A 5334-nucleotide genomic window follows, 5' to 3' on the forward strand; every position below is an offset into this window, starting at 1 on the left:
TAAGGAAGTCCCCTTGGGGGAGAATGCCGCGATTTCGCGCGTCACGCCGCCGCCGTTCTTCCATGGCGACGCGACGAGATCCGCTGCGCGGATCATCGTCGCGTTCACCGGCGCCTGGTGGAGCGCCGTCATGCTCAGCGGCCGAGCATCGGCAGCTTCAGGCCGGCTTCGCGGGCCGTCTGCTGCGCGAGTTCGTAGCCGGCATCCGCATGGCGCATCACGCCCGTCGCCGGGTCGTTCAGCAGCACGCGGCCGAGACGCTCGTGCGCTTCGGCGGTACCGTCGGCGACGATCACGACGCCCGAGTGCTGCGAGAAGCCCATGCCAACGCCGCCGCCATGGTGCAGCGACACCCACGATGCGCCGCCTGCGGTGTTCAGCAGTGCGTTCAGCAGCGGCCAGTCGCTCACGGCGTCCGAACCGTCCTTCATCGATTCCGTCTCGCGGTTCGGGCTGGCGACCGAGCCGGTGTCGAGGTGGTCGCGACCGATCACGATCGGGGCCTTCAGTTCGCCGTTCTTGACCATCTCGTTGAACGCCTGGCCGAGGCGATAGCGATCCTTCACGCCGACCCAGCAGATCCGTGCCGGCAGGCCCTGGAACGCAATGCGCTCACGCGCCATGTCGAGCCAGTTGTGCAGGTGCGGATCGTCGGGGATCAGCTCCTTCACCTTCTGGTCGGTCTTGTAGATGTCTTCCGGATCGCCCGACAGCGCGACCCAGCGGAACGGGCCCTTGCCTTCGCAGAACAGCGGACGGATGTAGGCCGGCACGAAGCCCGGGAAGTCGAATGCGTTCTCGACGCCCATTTCCAGCGCCATCTGGCGGATGTTGTTGCCGTAGTCGAGCGTCGCCGCGCCGCGTTCCTGCAACGCCAGCATTGCGCGCACCTGGACAGCCATCGACTGCTTCGCGACCTTCACGATACTCTGCGGATCGACCTTCTGCGCCTCGCGCCATTGCGCGACGGTCCAGCCTTGCGGCAGGTAGCCGTTGATCGGGTCGTGCGCGCTCGTCTGGTCGGTCACGCAATCCGGCGTGATGCCGCGCGTGACGAGTTCCGCGAACACGTCGGCCGCGTTGCCGAGCAGGCCGATCGACACCGGCTTGCCGTCGCGCTTCGCTTCCTCGATCATGCCGAGCGCTTCGTCGAGCGTCGTCGCCTTCTTGTCGACGTAGCGCGTCTTCAGGCGGAAGTCGATACGGGTCTCGTCGCATTCGACCGCGATCATCGAGAAGCCGGCCATCGTCGCGGCCAGCGGCTGCGCGCCGCCCATGCCGCCCAGGCCGCCCGTCAGGATCCAGCGGCCCGACGGATCGCCGTTGAAGTGCTGGTTCGCGACCGAGAAGAACGTTTCATAGGTACCCTGAACGATGCCCTGGCTGCCGATGTAGATCCAGCTGCCGGCCGTCATCTGGCCGTACATCATCAGGCCCTTGCGGTCGAGCTCGTGGAAGTGATCCCAGTTCGCCCAGTGCGGCACCAGGTTCGAGTTCGCGAGCAGCACGCGCGGCGCATCCTTGTGCGTGCGGAACACACCGACCGGCTTGCCCGACTGGATCAGCAGCGTCTCGTTCTCTTCGAGATCCTTCAGCGACGCGAGGATCTGGTCGTAGCATTCCCAGTTGCGTGCCGCGCGGCCGATGCCGCCGTACACGACGAGCGCATGCGGATGCTCGGCGACTTCCGGGTCGAGGTTGTTCTGGATCATCCGGTAGGCCGCTTCGGCCAGCCAGGTCTTGCAGACTTTCTCGCTGCCGCGCGGCGCACGGATCGTGCGGGTCGGATCGAGACGGGGATCGATGTGTTTCGGATGGTTCATGACGACTGCTCCCGAAGGAAAATGAATATCAAATAGGAATCAGAAATGCCCGGTGAAGCGGTATCGGCTGCCGGGATGCCACAGATTCGCCACCGAGGCGACGACGCCCTGCGACCAGGTGCGTCGATGTAAAACCAGACACGGCTCGACGTCGTCCATCCGCAGCTGCTCGCGCCGCTCCGGCGCCGGGGCCGCCGCTTCGATCCGGTACTCGACGCGCTGCAGCGGAGCCGCGCGCATCAGGTACAGGTTCGGCGTCGTGTTCGTGAAATCCTGCTCGGCGTAATCCGGCGCGACCGCCGGATTCACCCATCGTTCTTCAAGCTGCACGGGCTCGTCATTCTCGAAGTGCAGCACCTGCGAATGAAACAGCTTCGTGCGCACGGCCACCTGCATCTCGTCGGCGAGCGCCTCGTCGGCGCGGATCGTGTCGAGGCCGAGCACGCTGGCGTGATACGCATGCCCGCGTGCACCGACTTCCTCCGAGATGCTGCGGATCGCCACCAGCGTCGATTCGTACTTCGGCCGCGCGACGTAGGTGCCCGCGCCCTTCATGCGCGTGAGCACCTGCTCGGCCGTCAACTCGCGCAACGCGCGGTTGACGGTCATGCGCGCCACCTTGAATTCGCGCGCCAGCTCGTTCTCGGACGGCACCTGATCGCCCTCCTCCCACTCGCCTGCGTGGATGCGGCCCAGGATGAAATCCTTGATCTCCTGGTAGACCGGCGCGCTCATGGGCTTACTGTTCCGACGCGAACGAGAACGGCGCGACCTTCGCGAACGCACGCTCGCCGACCAGCTTGGCGATCACGGCGATGTCCGGTGCGAAGTAGTGGTCGAGCTCGTAGTGCGCGACCTTGCCGCGGATCGTTTCCATCACGGGCGCCAGCTTCGGGCTCGTGTGGTACGGCGCGCGCAGGTCGACGCCTTGCGCGGCGGCCAGCAGTTCGATCGCGAGGATGTGCTTCGTGTTGTCCGCGATGTCGGCGAGCTTGCGCGCGGCGAACGTCGCCATCGACACGTGGTCTTCCTGGTTCGCCGAGGTCGGCAGCGAGTCGACCGACGCCGGGTGCGCGAGCGTCTTGTTTTCCGATGCGAGTGCGGCCGCCGTCACGTGGGCGATCATGAAGCCCGAGTTCACGCCGCCGTCCCGCACGAGGAACGGGGGCAGGCCCGACAGCGTCGCGTCGATCAGCAGTGCGATGCGGCGTTCGGCCAGTGCGCCGATTTCCGAGGCGGCGAGCGCGAGGTTGTCGGCGGCGAACGCGACGGGCTCGGCGTGGAAGTTGCCGCCCGACAGCACTTCGCCGGTATCCGGGAAGATCAGCGGGTTGTCCGACACGGCGTTCGCTTCGACCAGCAGCACGTCGGCTGCATGGCGCATCTGGTCCAGACACGCGCCCATCACCTGCGGCTGGCAGCGCAGGCTGTACGGGTCCTGCACCTTGTCGCAGTCGCGGTGCGACTGGTTGATCGGCGAGCCTTCGAGCAGGTCGCGGTACGACGCAGCCGCGTCGATCTGGCCCTGGTGGCCGCGCAATTCATGAATGCGTGCGTCGAACGGCTTCACCGAACCGGCAGCCGCGTCGACCGACAGCGCGCCCGCGACGAGCGCGGTGCGGTACAGGTCTTCGATCGCGAACATGTTGTCGAGCGCCAGCGCGGTCGATGCCTGCGTGCCGTTCAGCAGCGCCAGGCCTTCCTTCGCCTGCAGCGTCAGCGGCGCGAGGCCCGCGACGCGCAGACCGTCGAGTGCGCTTGCACGCTCGCCGCGGATGAACACTTCGCCGACGCCCAGCAGCACGGCCGACATGTGCGCGAGCGGTGCCAGGTCGCCCGATGCGCCGACCGAGCCCTTCACCGGGATCAGCGGCAGCACGTCCGCGTTGAACAGCTTGATCAGCGCGTCCATCACTTCACGACGGATGCCCGAGTGGCCGCGGCCGAGGCTCGACAGCTTCAGCGCCATCAGCAGGCGCACCGACGAGCGTGCCATCGGCTCGCCCACGCCGACCGCGTGCGACAGCACGAGGTTCTTCTGCAGCAGTTCGAGCTGGTCGTGCGGGATGTGCGTGCTGGCCAGGCGGCCGAAGCCCGTGTTGATGCCGTAGGCCGGCTCGCCCTTCGCGGCGATGTCGGCGACGGCCTTCGCGCCGGCGTCGATCTTCGCGAAGCTGGCCGGATCGAGCGTCAGTTGCACGGATTCGCGTGCGATCTGGCGCAGTTGCGGGAGGGTCAGGTGGCCGGGGGTCAACGTAATCATGTGAGCAATCCTGTCTAGACAAGTTCGGAATGGATTGAAGTGTAGCCACGCCAACTTGTCTAGACAACCCGTATTTCACCGATTTCGACTTGGGAGTTTCCCTGATGCCCGGCGCGCCCCGTCAAATCGGCCCGTGTGATCCGGCGCTTAACAGTTGTTGCAATTATTTTTTCTTTGGCAACATACGGATCATCATTCACCACGGAGACCGCCATGCCCTTCCCGTCACGACCCGCCACCCGGCTCGGCCGGCCCCTGCTGTTCGCCGCGTGTGCACTCGCATGCGGCGCGGCGCTCGCCGTGGAGCCGCTGTCGGGCACGCTCGAGAAGATCCGGCAGAGCAACCTGATCTCGATCGGCCACCGCGAAACGTCGGTGCCGTTCTCCTACGCCGACGCGAACGGCAAGGTCATCGGCTTCTCGCAGGACCTGTGCGACCGCGTGATCGCCGCCGTGAAGGCGCGCACCGGCACGCCCGACCTGCAGGTACGCTTCATCCCCGTCACGTCGCAGAACCGCATTCCGCTCGTGCAGAACGGCACCGTCGATCTCGAATGCGGCGTCACCACGAACCTCGCCGCGCGTCACGCGCAGGTCGCGTTCTCGACCACCTTCTTCGTCGCGACGACCCGCCTGCTCACACGCACGCGCTCCGGCATCCGCGACTTCCCCGATCTCGCCGGCAAGACGGTCGTGACGAACCAGGGCACGACGTCCGAGCGCCTGCTGCGCAAGATGAACGAGGAAAAGAAGATGAACATGCAGATCATCAGCGCGAAGGACTACGGCGAGGGACGCCTCACGCTCGAATCGGGCCGCGCGGCCGCGTACATGATGGACGACGTGCTGCTCGCGGGCGTGCGCCAGCTCGCCGCGAAGCCGGCCGACTGGCAGATCGTCGGCACGCCGCAATCGTCGGAAGCCTACGGGTTCATGCTGCGCAAGGACGATCCGCAGTTCAAGGCGCTCGTCGACGGCGTGCTCGTGCAGTTGATGAAGCGCGGCGAGATCGACGCGCTGTACGACAAGTGGTTCACGAAGCCGGTGCCGCCGAAGGGGCTGTCGTTCGACTTCGCGATGAGCGACGTGATCAAGGCGCGCTATGCGGCGCCGAACGACGCGCCGCTCGAATGAGCGGCGCGTACTGAACGCGGCTCACGCACGCGTCCACGCGACGCACGCCGCGTAGCCGGGCGCCGCGTCGAGCCACGCCGCATCGAACGCCGCAACGCCGGCGGCAGGCGCGGC

At 66.6% G+C, this 5334-nt stretch carries 5 protein-coding genes; 1 reads left to right on the forward strand and 4 read right to left on the reverse strand.

What is annotated here, in order from left to right; translation table 11 throughout:
- From G3N93_RS33635 to hutH, 4 genes are all read right to left on the reverse strand, one after another.
- Positions 1 to 132: HutD family protein (locus tag G3N93_RS33635; RefSeq protein ID WP_206134906.1), on the reverse strand; the 132-nt coding region annotated here is incomplete at its 3' end.
- A gap of 2 nt (positions 133 to 134) precedes the next feature.
- On the reverse strand, positions 135 to 1823 hold the full coding sequence (gene hutU, locus G3N93_RS33640) for a urocanate hydratase (RefSeq protein ID WP_011352608.1): 1689 nt from the start codon (positions 1821 to 1823) through the stop codon (positions 135 to 137).
- 39 nt (positions 1824 to 1862) lie between these two features.
- The gene (gene hutC / locus G3N93_RS33645) at positions 1863 to 2558 is read right to left on the reverse strand and encodes a histidine utilization repressor (RefSeq protein ID WP_011352609.1); all 696 of its coding nucleotides are present in this window, start codon (positions 2556 to 2558) and stop codon (positions 1863 to 1865) included.
- A gap of 4 nt (positions 2559 to 2562) precedes the next feature.
- Complete coding sequence (gene hutH, locus G3N93_RS33650) at positions 2563 to 4086, reverse strand: histidine ammonia-lyase (RefSeq protein ID WP_174946158.1); 1524 nt, start codon at positions 4084 to 4086, stop codon at positions 2563 to 2565.
- Between the two features lie 213 nt (positions 4087 to 4299).
- On the opposite strand from hutH, the gene G3N93_RS33655 reads away from it, so the two are divergent.
- Complete coding sequence (locus G3N93_RS33655) at positions 4300 to 5220, forward strand: glutamate/aspartate ABC transporter substrate-binding protein (protein ID WP_206134905.1); 921 nt, start codon at positions 4300 to 4302, stop codon at positions 5218 to 5220.
- Positions 5221 to 5334: the final 114 nt, after the last annotated feature.

The sequence above is a fragment of the Burkholderia sp. Se-20378 genome (assembly GCF_017104665.1).
Taxonomy (GTDB): domain Bacteria; phylum Pseudomonadota; class Gammaproteobacteria; order Burkholderiales; family Burkholderiaceae; genus Burkholderia; species Burkholderia lata.